This is a genomic window from Inquilinus ginsengisoli, assembly GCF_050434925.1.
Lineage (GTDB): Bacteria > Pseudomonadota > Alphaproteobacteria > DSM-16000 > Inquilinaceae > Inquilinus > Inquilinus ginsengisoli_B.
This window is the reverse complement of record NZ_JBNDJK010000001.1, coordinates 7,211,156-7,226,043: the sequence shown is the minus strand read 5'-3', so window position 1 is coordinate 7,226,043 and position 14,888 is coordinate 7,211,156. Positions and strand designations below refer to the sequence as shown.

Genomic DNA, 14,888 nt, shown 5'->3' with positions numbered 1-14,888 from the left:
CGTCAGGCTCCGCTCCTGGCGGCGGGCTTGCGCGCGCCACCGGCGAGGCGGATGCCGCCATCGACTGACAGCAGCTCGCCGGTGACGAACTCCGCGCCCTCGATCAGCCAGACCACCGCGCCCGCCACATCCTCCGGCGTCGCCACCCGCCCGAGCGGTGCCGTGGTGGAGAAGCGGGCGGCCAGCGCGTCATAGGCGTCGGTGCCCAGGGTCTGGCGCATCCAGCGGGTGTCTATGATGCCGGGGCAGACCGCGTTGACGCGGATCTCCGGGCCGCAGGTGCGGGCCAGCGCCTTGGTCAGCGCGTTCAGCGCCCCCTTGGACGCCGTATAGGCCAGCGAGGAGCCGCCGCCGGTGAAGGCGACGTTGGAGGAGACGTTGACGATCGCCCCGCCGCCGCCGGCGCGCATCGCCGGAAGGACCGCGCGGCACATCTGGTAGGCGCCGACGACATTGACGCCGAAGACCTTCTGGAAGTCGGCAGCCGACAGCGTCTCCAGGTCGAAGGGATCGGACGTCACGGTCACGGCGGCGTTGTTGACCAGGGCATCCAGCCGGCCCCAGCGATCGACGGCCTTCGCCGCCATCGCCCGGCAGGCCGCATCCTCGGCGACATCCGCCTGCACCACCTCAACCTCGGCGCCGAGCGCCCGGCAGGCGGCGGCGGTCTCCTCGGCCTCGTCGCGGCTGCGCGAATAGTTGACGACGACCCTGGCGCCCCGCTCAGCGAACATCCTGGCGCAGGAGGCCCCGACGCCGGTCGCCGATCCGGTGACGATGACGACGGCACCGTCGATATTCATGGGGTGTCCTTCATGGCGGATTCGCGGAACAGACGGGCGTCCATCTCCGCCAGCCGGTCCGCGATGGCGATGCCCGGCGGCAGGCGGCCGATCACCTGCGCCTTCGCATCGACGCCCGGCGCCACCTCGGTCAGGGTCAGACGGCCATCCATGACCTGGAACACCGCACGCTCGGTGACGACGACCTGCCGCTGGCCCGCAGGCGCCGCGGCGGGGTCGGAGCTGACCTGCCCGACCTTCTCGACGATCTTGCAGGACCGCCCGTCGACGGCGATCGAAAGCCGGCCGTCTTTGACCGCGATCTCGGCGCCGCCATGCGAGAACGAGCCCATATAGACGACGGCGCCCGCCGTCTGGGCGATGTTGGTGAAGCCGCCGACGCCGACGATGGATTGGCCGAACCGGCTGACATTGACCGCGCCGCGGATGTCGACCTCGGCCATGCCGAGGAAGGCGATGTCCAGGCCGCCGCCGTCATAGAAGTCGAACTGGGACGCCTGCGGGATGATCGCGCTGGGGTTGACCGCGGCGCCGAAGGACAGCTCCTCGGCCGGGATGCCGCCGATCACGCCGGATTCGATCGTGACGGTATAGCCGTCGAACTGCTCTTCGCCGGCGATCCGGCCGATGCCGGCGGCAATGCCGATGCCGAGATTGATGGTCGGGTGGTCCCGGCCCAGCAGCTCCAGGAAGGCGCGGCGCTGGATCACCTTGTCGACCGACAGCGGCAGCGGCGCGAGGCGGCTGGCGGCGGCCCGGTGCCGGCCGGTATAGGCGATGTTGTCGGTCTCGCCGAAGCTGACCCCGTGCTCGGCGGGATCGTCGCAGACCACCACATAGTCCACCAGCATGCCCGGGATGCGCACATCCGTGGCCGGCAGCGAGCCTCGCTCGGCGATGCGCTTGACCTGGACGATGACGATGCCGCCGGAGTTCCGGCCGGCCTGGGCCATGGCCAGCACATCGACGGGAAAGGCCTCGTCCTCCAGGGTGATGTTGCCGTCCTCATCCGCCGAGGTGCCGCGCAGCAGCACGCAGTCGAGCGGCATCGCCGGATACAGCAGCCATTCCTGGCCGCGCAGGCTGACCCGCTCGACCAGCTCGGCCGTCGTCCGCGTATTCAGCCGGCCGCCGCCATGGCGCGGGTCCATGAACGAGCCGAGGCCGATGCGGGTGACCACGCCGGGCTGGCCGGCGGCGATGGCGCGATACAGCTGGGCGATCACCCCTTGGGGCCAGCAATAGGCGTCGATCTTGTCCTGCAGCGCCAGCGCGCCGAGGCGGGGGGTGCCGCGCCAGCCGCCGGCGACCACGCGCCCGACCAGGCCCTCATGGCCGAAATGGCCCATGCCGCGGGTCTTGCGGTCACCGGTGCTGGCGGCGAACAGCAACGTCAGATCGCGTGGGGCGCCTTCGGCCAGATAGCGCCGCTCGACGGCGGCCGAAATCGCCTCGGGATGGCAGCACCCGCCGAAACCGGACGCGGCGACGGTCATGCCGCTGTGCAACAGCCCTGCCGCCTCGGTGGAGGTGATGACCCGCATGGCGCCGACCCATATGTCCGACTAGCCTGTATATACAGGCGCGATCGATGCCCATTTGCAAGGCACAAAAATGCATTGCTTAAAAAGTCATCTATGAGGGGTCGAACGCAAAGGGCCGGCCGACCTTTCGAGGTCGGCCGGCCTGTTGCCGAAGCTGCCGTCGTCAGGCCGGCAGCTGGAACGCCCAGTTGGCGACGAGCACGATCGCCAGCCCTCCGGCGAGGGTCAGATAGGGCAGCATCCCGGCCTTTTTGGCCCCGAGATCCTGGCCGACCAGGCCGAGATCCGCCATCGCGCCGGCCGGGAATTTGCCGCCATCGCGCACATAGTGGCGGAAGGCGAACACCGGCAGGATCAGGGCCGCGAAGGCGAAGCCGACCCACAGCGCGTTCTCATAGCCCCAGACCTTGGCGCCGGCGCCGAGGAACAGCGCGTTGACGAAGGCCAGCACCGTGTTCAGCCCGATCAGCCAGGTCGGGGCCTTCCAGGGCCGCGCGATGTGGCCGGAATCGATCCGGTGGATCCAGCCGGAGTTCAGGTTCAGGAAGTTGAACACGATGTAGCCGACATTCGACACGGCCAGGACGAAGAAGTAGCCGCCGACATCGGACGCGATCGCCAGCAGGATCAGGTTGAAGCTGAAATCCGTCCACATCGCCCGGGTGGGGGCGCCCTTCTCGTTCACATGCTCGAGATATTTCGGCAGCCAGCCGTCCTTGGAGCCCTGGTACAGCGTGCGCGACGACCCGGCCATGGCGGTCATGATCGCCAGGAACAGGGCCAGGATCATCAAGGCGACCAGGATCTGGGTGATGATCGCGCCGGCGCCGATCAGCCCGCCCAGCACCTCGGCGACGCCGGTGCCGTCGACGATCCCCGGCGCCAGCATGCCGGCATGGCCGAGCACGCCCTGGAAGGTGAAGGGGATCAGGAAGAAGAACAGGCAGCAGGCCAGGCCCGAGTAGAAGATCGCCTTGAACGTGTCGGTCTTCGGGTTCTTGAGCTCGCGGGTGTAGCAGACCGCAGTCTCGAAGCCGTAGGTCGACCAGGCGGCGATGTAGAGGCCGCCGAGGAACAGCGTCCAGCCGCCATTGCTCCAGGTGCCGTCCAGGCCGGCATAAGCCGCGGTCGGCGGCACCAGGCCGGTGATGTTCGCCGTCTGGATCTGGCCGCTGAAGATCGGGTAGAGGCCGATCAGCAGTAGCGGCACCAGCACGATGATGGCGAGCCATTTCTGGACGCTGGCGGTCTGGGCGATGCCGCGATGCTGGATCGCGAAGATGATCAGCATCAGGATCGCGCCGATGAAGAAGGTTGCGTTGATGTTGGCGGTGGCCAGGAACGGGATGCCGAAGCTGGCCAGCGACCAGGTGCGGATCGTCGGCGTCAGGGCCGCGACGGCATCGGTGCCGAGCAGGGCCTTGATGGCGTCGTCGGACGTCGCGCCGGCATGCGCCGCGAGCCATTCCGCGACGCGCGGGCTGTCGGCCGTGACCGAGGCGGCGTGGGCGGCGATCCAGTCCAGCACCGCCTGCGAGTCGGCGCCCGGGATCGGGAAGAAGGCGTTGAGGATGTAGCCGGCGGCGATGGCGCAGCCGAGCGACAGCACCGGCGACCAGGCGAACCAGTTGCACCAGACCGACAGCGGCGCGATGAACTTCGAATAGCGCAGCCAGGCGGTCGCGCCATAGACCGAGGCGCCGCCGGACTTGTTGCCGAACATGCCGGCGACTTCCGCATAGGTGAAGGACTGCAGAAAGCCCATCACCATCGAGATGATCCAGACCACGAAGGCCAGCTTGCCGGTCGTGCCTGCGATGCCGCCGATGGAGAACAGGACGAGCGGCGGCACGCCTGCGGCCACCCAGAACGCGCCCTTCCAGTCCAGGGCGCGGATCAACTTGCCTTCGGTGCTGGTCGTGATCGCACCGTCCAACACATCTGCCATTGGTGATGCTCCCCGTCTCTAGTCCAGGACGCTTCTTCGTGCGTCTTCCTGGATGTGCCTCCCTCGGCGCGCCTCGCCTGCGCCCTTGCCATTGTCCTGGTGATCCGCGTTCCCCCTGCGGATCCTCCTCCAACGCCTTTATGCATAGTGAAGAACTTTTCTCCTCGGTCAATATGACTTTACTTTGAACCTGCATTTTGCAACCTTCGCTGCGTGCTCGACCGCGCCATCTCCCGCGAGGGTCCCATGCGAGATCTCGGTCCGATGACGGCCGGCGTGCGCCTCGCCTCTCCCAGCCTGGTCCTGACTCCCGGCATCCGGACGCTGCCCCCGGGAACCGAGCGCTACCGCATCCGCGGCGGCGGTTCGCTGGTCATCCGGATCGAGGCCGGCGACCGGGTGACGGTGACCGACACCGAGGGCGGCCAGGCCTGCGAGCTGTCGTTCCTGGACGAAGGCGGACGCTTTCTCGCCGCCGGCCTCGGCATGGCTTTTACCGGGACTGCCGAAGGCCTGAAGGCCAGCCTCGCCGCTGGCGGGGACGGGGCGCTGCGCACCCGGGCGGCCCTGGCCCGGCGCGGCGCCGATCTCGCGGCCGCCGGCGCTGCCCGCCTCTTCGGGCCGGGCTCCAGGCCGGGCGAGCAGGCCGACCTCACCATCGCCGGAACCGGCCTGCTGATCGCGGCGGCGCCGGCCATCGCCATGCTGCCGCAGGACCAGGACACGGCGACGCCGATCGAGATCCGGGTCCGGCGCATCCGCCCGGTCCGCGACTACGCCGCGGCCCTGCCCGAACCGCTGGCCGACCCGATCGAGGACATCCGGATCCGGGCCGGCACGGCCTCCGCCTATCTCGTCCGGGCCGGCGAGTTCATCCAGGTGATCGATGTCTACGGCCGGCAATGCACCGACTTCCAGGCCTTCTCGGCCCGCAAGGTCGACAAGGGCCTCGACCTGGCACTGGATTCAACCGTCACCCGCACGCTGCTCGGCCGCAGCTATCCGCTGCCGGGCCTGCCGTCGAAGGCCTTCGACCGGGATTTCGAGCCGCTGGTCGAGATCGTCCAGGACACGGTCGGCCGGCACGACGCCTTCGCCACCGCCTGCAACTCCCGCTACTACGACGACATGGGCTATCCGGGGCATGTGAACTGCACCGACAACTTCAACGCCGCTCTGGCGCCCTATGGCATTGCGGCGCGCAAGGGCTGGGAAGCGCTGAACTACTTCTACAACACCAATATCGACCACAATAATCAGCTCTACCTCGACGAGCCATGGTCGCGCCCGGGCGACTATGTGCTGATGCGGGCGCTGACCGACCTGGTCTGCGTCTCCTCCTCCTGCCCGGACGACATCGATGCGGCGAATGGCTGGGACCCGACCGACATCCATGTCCGGACTTTTTCCGGCCGAGAGACCTTCACACGAGCGGTGGCCATTCGCATGACGCCCGACGCCGACCCCGAACTCACCCGCGAGACCGCCTTCCATCCCCGCCTGTCCGCCTTGACGCGGGACTATGGCGAGTATCGCGGCTATTGGCTGCCGAACCGCTTCGCCGGCGAAGGGCCGGTGGCGGAATACTGGGCCTGCCGCGAGAAGGCCGCGGTGATCGACCTGTCGCCGCTGCGCAAGTTCGAGGTGACGGGCCCCGACGCGGAGGACCTGCTGCAATATTGCCTGACCCGCGACGTGCGCAGGCTGTCGACCGGCCAGGTGGTCTATTCCGCCATGTGCTACGAGCACGGCGGCATGATCGACGACGGCACGCTGTTCCGGCTCGGCGACCGCAACTTCCGCTGGATCGGCGGCGACGATGCCAGCGGCCTCTGGCTGCGGCAGCAGGCCGAGGCGAAGGGGTTCAAGGCCTGGGTCCGCTCCTCGACCGACCAGCTGCACAACATCGCCCTGCAGGGGCCGGCCAGCCGCGACATTCTCAAGGACATCGTCTGGACCGCGCCGCGCCAGCCGACGATCGCCGAGCTCGAATGGTTCCGCTTCAGCGTCGGCCGCATCGGCGGCTTCGAAGGCGCCCCTGTGGTGGTGTCGCGCACCGGCTATACCGGCGAGCTGGGCTACGAAATCTTCTGCCATCCGAAGGACGCCGCCGCCGTGTTCGACGCGGTCTGGCAGGCCGGGCAGCCGCACGGCCTCACGCCGATGGGGCTGGAGGCGCTGGACATGCTGCGGATCGAGGCCGGGCTGGTCTTCGCCAATCACGAGTTCACCGACCAGACCGACCCGTTCGAGGCCGGCATCGGCTTCACCGTGCCGCTGAAGTCCAAGACCGACGATTTCATCGGCCGCACGGCGCTGATCGAGCGCAAGGAGCATCCGCGCCACCGGCTGGTCGGCCTCGACGTGCAGGCCAATGACGCGGTCGGCCATGGCGACTGCATCCATATCGGCCGGGCGCAGATCGGCGTGGTGACCAGCGCCACCCGCTCGCCGATCCTCGGCAAGACCATCGCCCTGGCGCGGATCGACGTGACCCATGCCGCGGTCGGCACTGCGGTCGAGATCGGCAAGCTCGACGGCCATCAGAAGCGCCTGCCGGCCGTGATCGTGCCGCTGTCGCATTACGACCCGAAGAAGACCCGGCCGCGGGCCTAGACGCCGCGGACGTGTCCTTTCCCCAGAGTTGAGGGAATTTCACTATGGCGATAGCGTTGCCGCCGGATGCGACTCTTCGCCAGGACCCATCGATGACGAACAAGACCAAGGATTCGGCGCGGCCGAAGTCAGCGCGCGGCCATGCCGTTTTCTCGCAGAACCCGCATGCCGTGCGCGAGCCGAAGGACAACAATCTCGAGATGGCGATCGGCCACGAGGTCCGGGCCTATCGCAAGAAGCTGGGGATCACGGTGACCGATCTCGCCGCCGCCACCGGCATCTCGCTCGGCATGCTGTCGAAGATCGAGAACGGCAACATCTCGCCGTCCCTGACCACGCTGCAGTCGCTGTCGCGGGCGCTGGGCGTGCCGCTGACGGCCTTCTTCCGCGGCTATGAGGAGCCGCACAACGCGGTGTTCGTCAAATCCGGGCAGGGTGTTGAGCTCGAACGGCGCGGCACGCGCGCCGGCCATCAGTACAACCTGCTCGGCTATATCGGCAGCGGCGCCAGCGGCGTGGTGGTCGAACCCTACCTGATCACGCTGACGGCGGATTCGGACGTGTTCCCGACCTTCCAGCATGAGGGGCTGGAGTTCCTCTACATGCTGGAGGGCGAGGTGGTCTACCGCCATGGCGACCAGCTGTTTCCGATGCAGCCGGGCGACAGCCTGTTCTTCGATGCCGATGCGCCGCACGGGCCGGAGGTGCTGGTGAAGCTGCCCGCCCGCTATCTCTCGATCATCAGCTACCCGCATCGCTCCGGGAAAGGTTGACTTGCCTTGAAGGAAAAATTTATTCTTCATAATTGAGGCGTTCGAACGCAAGCGGAGGGTCCGGCCATGTGCGGGATTGTGGGTCTCTTCCTGAAGGACAGGGGGCTCGAGCCACAGCTCGGGGCGATGCTCTCATCCATGCTGGTGACGCTGACGGACCGCGGGCCGGACAGCGCCGGGATCGCGATCTATGGCGACGCCGATCATCGTCATGCCAAGCTGACCGTGCAATCCGCCGATCCGAAGCGCGACTTCGCCGGCCTGGCGGGTGAACTGCAGGGCGCGCTCGACGCCCCGGTGTCGATGCAGGTGAAGAGCACCCATGCCGTCATCCTGCTGCCGCAGGACAAGCTGGAGGAGGGCAGGGCGGCCGTCGCGCGGCTGCGCCCGGATATCCGGGTGATGAGCGGCGGCGACGCGATCGAGATCTACAAGGAGGTCGGCCTGCCCCGGGACGTGCTGTCCCGCTTCGAGGTCGCCGGGATGTCCGGCACGCACGGCATCGGCCACACCCGAATGGCCACGGAATCCGCCGTCACCACCCTCGGCGCCCATCCGTTCTCGACCGGCCCCGACCAGTGCCTGGTGCACAACGGCTCTCTGTCGAACCACAACAACCTCCGCCGCACCCTGAGGCACGGCGGCATGGCGTTCGAGACCGAGAACGACACCGAGGTCGCCGCCGCCTACCTGACCGCGGAAATGGCCAAGGGCAAGAATCTCGGCCAGGCGCTGGAAGGCGCGGTCGACGACCTCGACGGCTTCTTCACCTTCGTCGTCGGCACCAAATCCGGCTTCGGGGTGGTGCGCGACGCCATCGCCTGCAAGCCCGCGATCATGGCTGAGACCGATCGCTACGTCGCCTTCGGGTCCGAATACCGGGCCCTGGTCAGCCTGCCCGGCATCGATGCCGCCCGGGTCTGGGAGCCGGAGCCGGCGACCGTTTATTTCTGGGAACGCTAGGCGCCGCGGCGCGGCCTCCACCCTTTCATCTCAGGGCGACACGATGCCAACCTACGACCTCGCCGCGACCCCCCTTCGCGACCTCAACCAGGCCCTGCACGACATCGCCCCGGGCGACAACGACCGGCAGTTCAGCGTCCTCAATCCGCGCGGTCACCATGCCGTCGCCGTCGGCGTCCACGCGCCGGTGACGATCGATGTGATGGGCAGCGTCGGCTACTATTGCGGCAGCATGAATGACGAGGCGACGATCACCATCCACGGCTCCGCCGGGCCGGGCGTCGCCGAGAACATGATGTCCGGCACGGTCGTGGTCAAAGGCGACGCCAGCCAGTATGCCGGGGCCACCGGATGCGGCGGGTTGCTGGTGATCGAAGGCAACGCCTCGTCACGCTGCGGCATCTCGATGAAGGGCATCGACATCGTCGTGCGCGGCAGCATCGGCCACATGTCCGCCTTCATGGGACAGGCCGGCAACCTCGTGGTGCTGGGCGACGCCGGCGAGGCCCTGGGCGATTCCCTCTACGAGGCGCGGATCTTCGTGCGCGGCAAGGTCAAGAGCCTCGGCGCCGACTGTGTCGAGAAGGAGATGCGGCCGGAGCACTTCGAGTTGCTGGCCGGGCTGCTGGACAAGGCCGGCGTCACCGATGCCCGGCCGCAGGAGTTCAGCCGCTACGGCTCATCGCGCAAGCTCTACAATTTCCACGTCGACAATGCCGACGCTTATTGATCGGGGTCCGTCATGAGCTATCACAACCCGCCCACCGAACCCCGGATCTCGGCCACCTTCGACGAATACACGATGTCGGAGATTCGGCGCGCCGCCGCCACCGGCATCTATGACATCCGCGGCGGCGGCGCCAAGCGCAAGCTGCCGCATTTCGACGACCTGCTGTTCCTCGGCGCCTCGATCTCGCGCTACCCGCTCGAGGGCTATCGCGAGAAATGCGGCACCGACGTCGTGCTCGGCGCGCGCCATGCGAAGAAGCCGATCGAGCTCAAGATCCCGATCACCATCGCCGGCATGAGCTTCGGGTCGCTGTCCGGCCCGGCCAAGGAAGCGCTCGGCCGCGGCGCGACCATGGCCGGGACCTCGACCACGACCGGTGACGGCGGCATGACCGAGGAGGAGCGCGGCCATTCGGAGCGGCTGGTCTACCAGTACCTGCCGTCCCGCTACGGCATGAATCCCCGCGACCTGCGCCGCGCCGATGCTATCGAGATCGTCGTCGGCCAGGGGGCGAAGCCCGGCGGCGGCGGCATGCTGCTGGGCCAGAAGATCTCCGACCGAGTGGCGGAGATGCGCACTTTGCCGAAGGGCATCGACCAGCGCTCGGCCAGCCGCCATCCCGACTGGACCGGGCCGGACGATCTCGAGATCAAGATCCTCGAGCTGCGCGAGCTGACCGACTGGGAAAAGCCGATCTATGTAAAGGTCGGCGGTGCCCGGCCCTATTACGACACCGCGCTGGCGGTCAAGGCCGGCGCCGACGTCGTCGTGGTCGACGGCATGCAGGGCGGCACGGCGGCGACGCAGGAGGTCTTCATCGAGCATGTCGGCATGCCGACGCTGGCCTGCATCCGCCCGGCCGTGCGGGCGCTGCAGGACCTCGGCATGCACCGCAAGGTCCAGCTCATCGTCTCGGGCGGCATCCGCAACGGCGCCGATGTCGCCAAGGCCCTGGCGCTCGGCGCCGACGCCGTGTCGATCGGCACCGCGGCGCTGATCGCGATCGGCGAGAACGACCCGCGCTGGGCGGCAGATTACGCGGCGCTCGGCACCACGGCCGCCGCCTATGACGACTGGCATGAGGGGCGGGATCCGGCTGGCATCACCACCCAGGATCCGGAGTTGATGAAGCGGGTCGACCCGGTCGCGGCCGGCCGCCGCCTCGCCAACTACCTCAAGGTGATGGCGCTGGAGGCGCAGACGATCGCGCGGGCCTGCGGCAAGAACCATGTGCACAACCTGGAACCCGAAGATCTCTGCGCTCTGACGGTGCCTGCCGCCGCCATGGCGCAGGTGCCGCTCGCGGGCACGGACTGGATTCCCGGCAAGGGGGGCTACTAAGGGCAGCCGGGCGAACCAGCCCGGCCAAAGCCTAAAACCAAGATGTCTCTGGGAGCTCACTGGGAGACCGAGCATGACGCTGGACCTTGCTGCCTTTGCCAAAGACAAGGGCATCAAATATTTCATGATCAGCTACACCGACCTGTTTGCCGGCCAGCGCGCCAAGCTGGTGCCGGCGCAGGCGATCGCAGCGATGCAGGAGGAGGGGGCGGCCTTTGCCGGCTTCGCCACCTGGCTCGACATGTCGCCGGCGCATCCCGACCTGTTCGCCGTGCCGGATGCGTCCTCGGTCATCCAGCTGCCGTGGAAGAAGGAGGTCGCCTGGGTGGCGGCCGACTGCAGGATGGACGGCGCGTTGGTCCCCCAGGCCCCGCGCAACGTGCTGAAGCGGCTGGTCCAGGAGGCCGAGGCCGAGGGCAAGCGGGTGAAGACCGGCGTCGAGGCCGAGTTCTTCCTGATCACGCCCGACGGCAGCCGGATCTCGGATGACCGCGATACGGCGGCGAAGCCCTGCTACGACCAGCAGGCGGTGATGCGCCGCTACGACATCATCACCGAGATCTGCGACCACATGCTGGAGCTCGGCTGGGGCGCCTACCAGAACGACCATGAGGATGCCAACGGCCAGTTCGAGATGAACTGGGAGTACGACGACGCGCTGCAGACGGCGGACAAGCACTCCTTCTTCAAGTTCATGGTCAAGTCCATCGCCGAGAAGCACGGGCTGCGCGCCACCTTCATGCCGAAGCCGTTCAAGGGGCTGACCGGCAATGGCTGCCACTGCCACATCTCGGTCTGGGACACCGGCGGCCGGACCAACGTCTTCGCTGACAAGGCGGCCGAGTTCGGTCTGTCGGCGGAGGGGCGGCACTTCCTCGGCGGCATCATGAGGCATGCCTCCTCGCTGGCCGCGATCACCAACCCGACGGTCAATTCCTACAAGCGCATCAACGCCCCACGCACGATCTCGGGCGCGACCTGGTCGCCGAACTCCGTCACCTGGACCGGCAACAACCGCACCCATATGGTCCGCGTGCCCGGCCCCGGCCGGTTCGAGCTGCGCCTGCCGGACGGCGCCGCCAACCCCTATCTGCTGCAGGCGGTGATCATCGCCGCCGGCCTCGAAGGCCTGCGCCACCGCTGCGACCCCGGCCCGCATCACGACATCGACATGTACAGTGAAGGCCATCTGGTGAAGGACGCGCCGCGCCTGCCGCTGAACCTGCTCGACGCGCTCCGGGCCTATGACGCCGACGAGGGCCTGAAGCAGGCGGTCGGCCCGGAATTCTCCGCCGCCTATCTCAAGCTCAAGCATCAGGAATGGAACGCCTACGCGTCCCACTTCACCCAGTGGGAGCAGGACACCACCCTGGATATCTGAGCTTGTCAGGGCGCCAATCGTGCCTATGATGAAGAAATAAATATTCTATAGAGTGAAAACAGGGGACCGGACATGGCTCTATCGTGGCGCTTTTCGGCTCTCGCGGATCGGCATCGCGCGCTGGGGTCGAAGCTCGAGGACTGGAGCGGCATGGGCACCGCCTGGACCTACGACAAGGACATGTCGGAAGAGCATGTGGCGGTCCGCACCAAGGCCGGCCTGATGGATGTGTCGGGCCTGAAGAAGGTCCATCTGGTTGGCCCGCACGCCATCGCCGTGCTCGACCACATCACTACCCGCAGCATGGCCAAGATCACTCCCGGCCGGTCGGTCTATGGCTGCATGCTGAACGACCGCGGATATTTCACAGAGGATTGCATCACCTACCGCACCGGACCGAATTCCTGGATGCTGGTGCATGGCTCGGGCTCCGGCCATGAGGAGGTGGTCAAGCAGGCCGCCGGCCGCAACTGCGCCGTGCTGTTCGACGACGATATCCACGACCTGTCGCTGCAGGGCCCGCTGGCGGTCGACTACCTCGCCAGGCACGTCCCCGGCATCCGCGACCTGAAATATTTCCACCACATGCAGACCACGCTGTTCGGCGCGCCGGTGATGATCTCGCGCACCGGCTACACCGGCGAACGCGGCTACGAGATCTTCGTCCGCGGCCAGGATGCCCCGCTGGTCTGGGACACCATCCTCGAGGAGGGCAAGGGGATGGGCATCATCCCGTGCTGCTTCAGCGTGCTCGACATGCTGCGGGTCGAAAGCTACCTGCTGTTCTACCCCTACGACAATTCGCAGATGTATCCCTTCGCCGATGAAGGCCCGGGGGATTCGCTGTGGGAGCTCGGCCTCGACTTCACCGTCAGCCCGGGCAAGACCGGTTTCCGCGGTGCCGAGGAGCATGCCCGCCTCAAGGGCAAGGAGCGCTTCCGCATCTTCGGCATGCTGATCGACGCCGATCGCCCGGCCGATGCCGGCGACGAGGTCTGGGCCGACGGGCGGAAGGTCGGTGTCGTCACCTGTCCCTGCTATTCGTCGCTGACCCGGAAGTCGATGGCCATCGCGCGGCTCGATGTCGACAAGGCGGTGCACGGCACGAAGCTCGAGGTGCGCGGCAAGGCGTTGGAGGCGTCCGCCATCGCCCACACGCTGCCCTTCGACGACCCGGAGAAGAAGAAGCGGACGGCCGTGGGCTAGGGGCGGCCATGCTGGTCGCAGGCATCAAGAGCCGGCCGGTCTATAAGGGCCTCGTCCTCCAGCCCCATGCCCGGCGGCACATCTTCGTCCTCGAAGGTGAAGGGGCCCTGGCCCTGCTCGACCAGCGGGCGGCGCTGGACGGCCCGATCCTGTCCCGCAGCGAGATCCTCTATGCGCCGGGCGGCTCGCCGGGCAGGGGGCATGACCAGGCCCTGCTTGGCCTCGGCGCCAGGGCGTTCTGGGCGGCGCCCACTGTCCCGACGCTGCTGTTCCGGCTGAACGGCACACTGGCGACCGCGCGGATGGGCACGCGCCTCTACCTCTCGGGCACCGAAGGCTTCATCGGCCAGGCGATGGCGGTGGCCCTCGACCGCGGCATGGATTACGCCTCGGTGCTGACCGAGCATCGCGGCTCGCTCGCCCGGCGCGTCCAGTGCGTGCATTGCAAGGGCATCACCGAAGGCGTGACCACCAGCGTCTTCCCCTGCAGCCATTGCGGGCTGGCGCTGCTGGTGCGCGACCACTATTCGCGCCGGCTTGCCGCCTTCCAGGGCGTCAATGTCGATGCGGAGGAACCGGGCAGCGCCCCGGCCCCGGAGGAGGTGTTCCGGTGAGCGGCGGCATCGAGATCCCCGTCCGCGTGGCCCGGATCACCCCGGTTGCCGAACGGGTCAAGCGCTTCCGCTTCGAGCGGCTGGACGGCGCGCCCATGCCGCATTTCTCCGGCGGCGCCCACATCATCGTGGTCATGGACGATGGCGGTCATACGCGCCGCAATGCCTATTCGCTGATGTCGCCGCCGCATGACGGATCGGGCTACGAGGTCAGCGTGCTGCATGTCGAGGATTCGCGCGGCGGGTCGACCTTCATGCATGAGCGGCTGCGGGAAGGCGACGAGCTGAAGATCAGCCACCCGGTCAACCTGTTCCAGCCGGATTGGCGCGGCCGCAAGCACCTGCTGATCGCCGGCGGCATCGGCATCACGCCGTTCCTCGCCATGATGCAGCAATTCGCCCGCGAAGGCCGGGATTTCGAGCTGCACTACGCCATCCGCAGCCGTGACCGCGGCGCCTATTGGCAAGAGCTGGTCGAGCGCTACGGCCCGCATCGCGTCTCGGTCTATTGCGATGCGGAGGGCGGCGCCGTTCCGCTCAGCCGCCTGCTCGACAGCCAGCCGCTCGGCACGCATCTCTATGTCTGCGGCCCCTCCGGGATGATCGACGGCGTGCTCAAGGCGGGCGTGGAGGCCGGCTGGCCGGCCGAGAACCTGCATTCCGAGCGCTTCCTGGGGTCGCTGCCCGGCAAGCCCTTCGCCATCCGGCTCACGCGCTCCGGCAAGACCGTCCAGGTCGGCCGCCATGAAAGCATGCTGGAGGCGATCGAGGCGGCGGGCGTCGACGCGCCGTTCCTGTGCCGTGGCGGGGCCTGCGGCCAGTGCGAGGCCGCGGTCGTCGCTTGCGACGGCACGCTGCTGCATCACGACGTCTATCTGACGGACGAGGAAAAAGCATCCGGCCGCAAGGTCATGGTCTGCGTGTCCCGCTTCGAGGGCACCGCATTGCATCTCGACCTGTAGCCGGAGC

The 14,888-nt window shown here is 67.8% G+C and carries 12 protein-coding genes; 9 read left to right on the top strand and 3 right to left on the bottom strand.

The genetic code is table 11. The annotated features are described in order from the left end of the window. Nucleotides 1–2 precede the first annotated feature (2 nt). From QFZ27_RS33945 to QFZ27_RS33935, 3 genes are all read right to left on the bottom strand, one after another. Nucleotides 3–803 carry an SDR family NAD(P)-dependent oxidoreductase gene (locus QFZ27_RS33945; RefSeq protein ID WP_429230895.1) on the bottom strand — a complete coding sequence of 267 codons (801 nt, stop codon included), beginning with the start codon at nt 801–803 and terminating at the stop codon, nt 3–5. Next, nucleotides 800–2,347: an acyl CoA:acetate/3-ketoacid CoA transferase gene (locus QFZ27_RS33940; RefSeq protein ID WP_429230893.1), complete on the bottom strand. Its 1,548-nt coding sequence runs from the start codon at nt 2,345–2,347 to the stop codon at nt 800–802. Before QFZ27_RS33940 ends, QFZ27_RS33945 begins: the two co-directional genes overlap by 4 nt. Before the next feature lie 163 nt (nt 2,348–2,510). Next, nucleotides 2,511–4,295 (bottom strand): trimethylamine N-oxide permease, encoded by a 1,785-nt coding sequence (locus QFZ27_RS33935; RefSeq protein WP_429230892.1) that lies wholly within the window; start codon nt 4,293–4,295, stop codon nt 2,511–2,513. 246 nt (nt 4,296–4,541) lie between these two features. On the opposite strand from QFZ27_RS33935, the gene QFZ27_RS33930 reads away from it, so the two are divergent. From QFZ27_RS33930 to QFZ27_RS33890, 9 genes are all read left to right on the top strand, one after another. Then, on the top strand, nt 4,542–6,911 hold the full coding sequence (locus QFZ27_RS33930; protein WP_429230891.1) for a trimethylamine N-oxide demethylase: 2,370 nt from the start codon (nt 4,542–4,544) through the stop codon (nt 6,909–6,911). 92 nt (nt 6,912–7,003) lie between these two features. Then, entirely contained in the window at nt 7,004–7,684 is a 681-nt protein-coding gene (locus QFZ27_RS33925; protein WP_429230889.1) for a helix-turn-helix domain-containing protein, read from the top strand. A 66-nt stretch (nt 7,685–7,750) separates the two neighbouring features. Continuing rightward, nucleotides 7,751–8,647, top strand: a complete 897-nt coding sequence (locus QFZ27_RS33920; protein ID WP_429230887.1) for a class II glutamine amidotransferase — start codon at nt 7,751–7,753, stop codon at nt 8,645–8,647. Between the two features lie 43 nt (nt 8,648–8,690). Next, nucleotides 8,691–9,377, top strand: a complete 687-nt coding sequence (locus QFZ27_RS33915; RefSeq protein WP_429230885.1) for a GltB/FmdC/FwdC-like GXGXG domain-containing protein — start codon at nt 8,691–8,693, stop codon at nt 9,375–9,377. Nucleotides 9,378–9,389: 12 nt separating this feature from the next. Further along, nucleotides 9,390–10,718 (top strand): FMN-binding glutamate synthase family protein, encoded by a 1,329-nt coding sequence (locus tag QFZ27_RS33910; protein ID WP_429230883.1) that lies wholly within the window; start codon nt 9,390–9,392, stop codon nt 10,716–10,718. 73 nt (nt 10,719–10,791) lie between these two features. Continuing rightward, nucleotides 10,792–12,099 carry a type III glutamate--ammonia ligase gene (glnT, locus tag QFZ27_RS33905; protein WP_429230881.1) on the top strand — a complete coding sequence of 436 codons (1,308 nt, stop codon included), beginning with the start codon at nt 10,792–10,794 and terminating at the stop codon, nt 12,097–12,099. 72 nt (nt 12,100–12,171) lie between these two features. Further along, a complete protein-coding gene (locus QFZ27_RS33900; RefSeq protein WP_429230879.1) occupies nt 12,172–13,305 on the top strand; it encodes an aminomethyl transferase family protein in 1,134 nt (377 codons plus the stop codon). An 8-nt stretch (nt 13,306–13,313) separates the two neighbouring features. Then, a complete protein-coding gene (locus QFZ27_RS33895) occupies nt 13,314–13,919 on the top strand; it encodes a dimethylamine monooxygenase subunit DmmA family protein (protein ID WP_429230877.1) in 606 nt (201 codons plus the stop codon). Beyond that, nucleotides 13,916–14,881: a PDR/VanB family oxidoreductase gene (locus QFZ27_RS33890; protein ID WP_429230875.1), complete on the top strand. Its 966-nt coding sequence runs from the start codon at nt 13,916–13,918 to the stop codon at nt 14,879–14,881. The genes QFZ27_RS33895 and QFZ27_RS33890 overlap by 4 nt, the downstream gene beginning before the upstream one ends. The last annotated feature ends 7 nt before the right edge of the window (nt 14,882–14,888 follow it).

Coding starts and splice junctions, on each gene's coding strand:
- QFZ27_RS33945 (WP_429230895.1), bottom strand. CDS start 803: ATGAATATCGACGGTGCCGTCGTCATCGTCACCGGATCGGCGACCGGC.
- QFZ27_RS33940 (WP_429230893.1), bottom strand. CDS start 2,347: ATGCGGGTCATCACCTCCACCGAGGCGGCAGGGCTGTTGCACAGCGGC.
- QFZ27_RS33935 (WP_429230892.1), bottom strand. CDS start 4,295: ATGGCAGATGTGTTGGACGGTGCGATCACGACCAGCACCGAAGGCAAG.
- QFZ27_RS33930 (WP_429230891.1), top strand. CDS start 4,542: ATGCGAGATCTCGGTCCGATGACGGCCGGCGTGCGCCTCGCCTCTCCC.
- QFZ27_RS33925 (WP_429230889.1), top strand. CDS start 7,004: ATGACGAACAAGACCAAGGATTCGGCGCGGCCGAAGTCAGCGCGCGGC.
- QFZ27_RS33920 (WP_429230887.1), top strand. CDS start 7,751: ATGTGCGGGATTGTGGGTCTCTTCCTGAAGGACAGGGGGCTCGAGCCA.
- QFZ27_RS33915 (WP_429230885.1), top strand. CDS start 8,691: ATGCCAACCTACGACCTCGCCGCGACCCCCCTTCGCGACCTCAACCAG.
- QFZ27_RS33910 (WP_429230883.1), top strand. CDS start 9,390: ATGAGCTATCACAACCCGCCCACCGAACCCCGGATCTCGGCCACCTTC.
- glnT (WP_429230881.1), top strand. CDS start 10,792: ATGACGCTGGACCTTGCTGCCTTTGCCAAAGACAAGGGCATCAAATAT.
- QFZ27_RS33900 (WP_429230879.1), top strand. CDS start 12,172: ATGGCTCTATCGTGGCGCTTTTCGGCTCTCGCGGATCGGCATCGCGCG.
- QFZ27_RS33895 (WP_429230877.1), top strand. CDS start 13,314: ATGCTGGTCGCAGGCATCAAGAGCCGGCCGGTCTATAAGGGCCTCGTC.